Origin of the sequence: Thermodesulfatator autotrophicus (genome assembly GCF_001642325.1) — a bacterium.
GTDB lineage: Bacteria > Desulfobacterota > Thermodesulfobacteria > Thermodesulfobacteriales > Thermodesulfatatoraceae > Thermodesulfatator > Thermodesulfatator autotrophicus.
In genome coordinates, this window is sequence record NZ_LSFI01000101.1 from 1 (window position 1) to 2,020 (window position 2,020).

At 38.0% G+C, this 2,020-nt stretch carries 2 protein-coding genes; both read left to right on the forward strand.

The window, feature by feature from the left end; translation table 11 throughout:
• The first annotated feature begins 1,306 nt into the window (after positions 1 to 1,306).
• The gene (locus tag TH606_RS11110) at positions 1,307 to 1,867 is read left to right on the forward strand and encodes an MPN domain-containing protein (protein WP_068544057.1); all 561 of its coding nucleotides are present in this window, start codon (positions 1,307 to 1,309) and stop codon (positions 1,865 to 1,867) included.
• Between the two features lie 11 nt (positions 1,868 to 1,878).
• A complete protein-coding gene (locus tag TH606_RS12020) occupies positions 1,879 to 2,007 on the forward strand; it encodes a hypothetical protein (protein ID WP_269451060.1) in 129 nt (42 codons plus the stop codon).
• Positions 2,008 to 2,020: the final 13 nt, after the last annotated feature.

Here is a 2,020-nt window from a genome sequence, read left to right on the forward strand (position 1 = left end):
GCCTGTCAGATTAAGTCTGAGCTAATGCATTAATGAGAATTCAGCGTCTGGAAAACCGCGTTATGGGCGCTTAAGTGTTTACCAGTAGCCCAAAACACTTTCGGGACAATTTTAAAAATCTTCATATTCTGCGGGACACAAGCAAAGGCAATGAAAATTTTTTTCTTGATCCCGGTCTTTAAGGGATAGAAAATTTATCCCTTCCTTCGAGAAAGAGGGGGCAAAGAATAAGGAAACCTCTATGGGGGAGTGTCTTCCTTCCTTAAAGTATTAATGAGAGCGTAAAACAGATGACAATTTTGGGGTGGTCATTGCGAGCCTCCCTACTGCGTCATTGCGAGCGAAGCGAAGCAATCTCAGATCCCTTCGCTACCGCTCGGGACAAGGATTACTTCGTCGCACTTCGTGCTCCTCGTAATAACCTGGTAGGGTCACTTCGCCACGACGACTACATCGCCTCGTGATGACGCGATGTAAGGTAAAAAGTACTCCCATTAGTAGTTTAGTCATTTTACAATTTACACCGTCAGGCGGACACTCCCGTGTAGTGGTGCGTCTTTTTTCAGTCCTCGGAATCCTTTTTATAGCGATGATTTCTAAAATTAAGGTGCCAAAGTTGAGCAAGACAGAGATGAGCAGGCATTTAGGGCCGTGGGAAGAGATAGGACGGGTAGAAGGGGAGACGCTTTGCTGGGTGTATTGGTATAACAATCATAGGCTAATGGGGTCCAAAAGTTTCTGGCAAATCCGGGGCGGTTCAGTTATGACGGGGCCCTTTTCTGTAATGGCGAGCCTTTCTCAAATTGGTAATGGCTAGGTCCGTAAGGGCCTAAAACAATATCAGCTATGTTTTTTACTATATTTTCGTGTTATCTTTTTAATTTTTGTATCTAATAAGTACTTTTTTGAAACTTTTTTCATTCTTTTCCTATTATTTTAAACCTAAGCTATAATTCTTTAATTACCAGCCTTTAATATTTATAATGCCAAATATATACTATTTTATACATATTTTTAGTCTAAAATTAACATTAAATGTTACTATTAAGATAAAATTCTTACTATTGAGATAAAATGAAAGAAAATAGAAAGTATTTATCTAGATGGCATTAAATATAAAAGATTTTTGCTTGTTTTTCCTGATTAATTACTATTATTTCCCTGTAATTACTGCGCTTCACGGTTTTATCTCCCCTCAAAAAAATAAACGTTATAATCATGTGTTAAAACTCAAATTTTGTTTTACTGGAGAATTTTCCCCTTATATATAGAGGGTCTTAAAAATTTTTTAAAAGGAGGTAGCTAGATGGAAAAATTTTTGAAATGGCTGGAAGTAGTTGAGAACCTTGAGACCTATATTTTGGCAGAGCCCATACTGGAATATCTAAGGAAATTTGACGAAATAACTGATCCTAACGAATATGTCCTTTATGTGGAGGGGAGGCTTGAAGGGCGTAGCCTAATTTTTGATAGAGAGCCACTTGTGCCTCCACAGCACTTGCATGAGAAAGCCGTTATGCCTTTCTGGGTTCCACATGATGGTTTTTGGGGTTTTATTCACAAGCATCCCTATCCTTTTATCAGGTTTAGTGGGCCTGATCAGTCCTATACGCACATGTATCCCTTTGCCGTGGCCTTTTTATGGTGCGGTGGCCACATAGTGCAGGCCATTTATAGGGACATGGTAATTGCACAAGAGAAGGTAAAAATCCTTGATATGCCTCTTAAAAACACGAATCTTCCTGAAAAATTTGAATTTAAAGAAAAAGAAATAGCTTTTCCGCTAATCTGGGACAAACGCGTAAAGTTAGAAACAAAGTATTTTTCCATTGAAAAAAGGAACAAGGTAATGTGGATAGATAAGTAAAGGGGGGGAACATGTATCAGTGGCCACTTTTTGAAGAAGATTTAGAAGAATTAAAAGGTATAGAGTTGATAGAAGAACTGGAACTAAGAAAAGAGAACTTTCAATATAGAACTTGTTTTATTTGGGTAGTATTTCAGTAATTGTGTCCGAAAA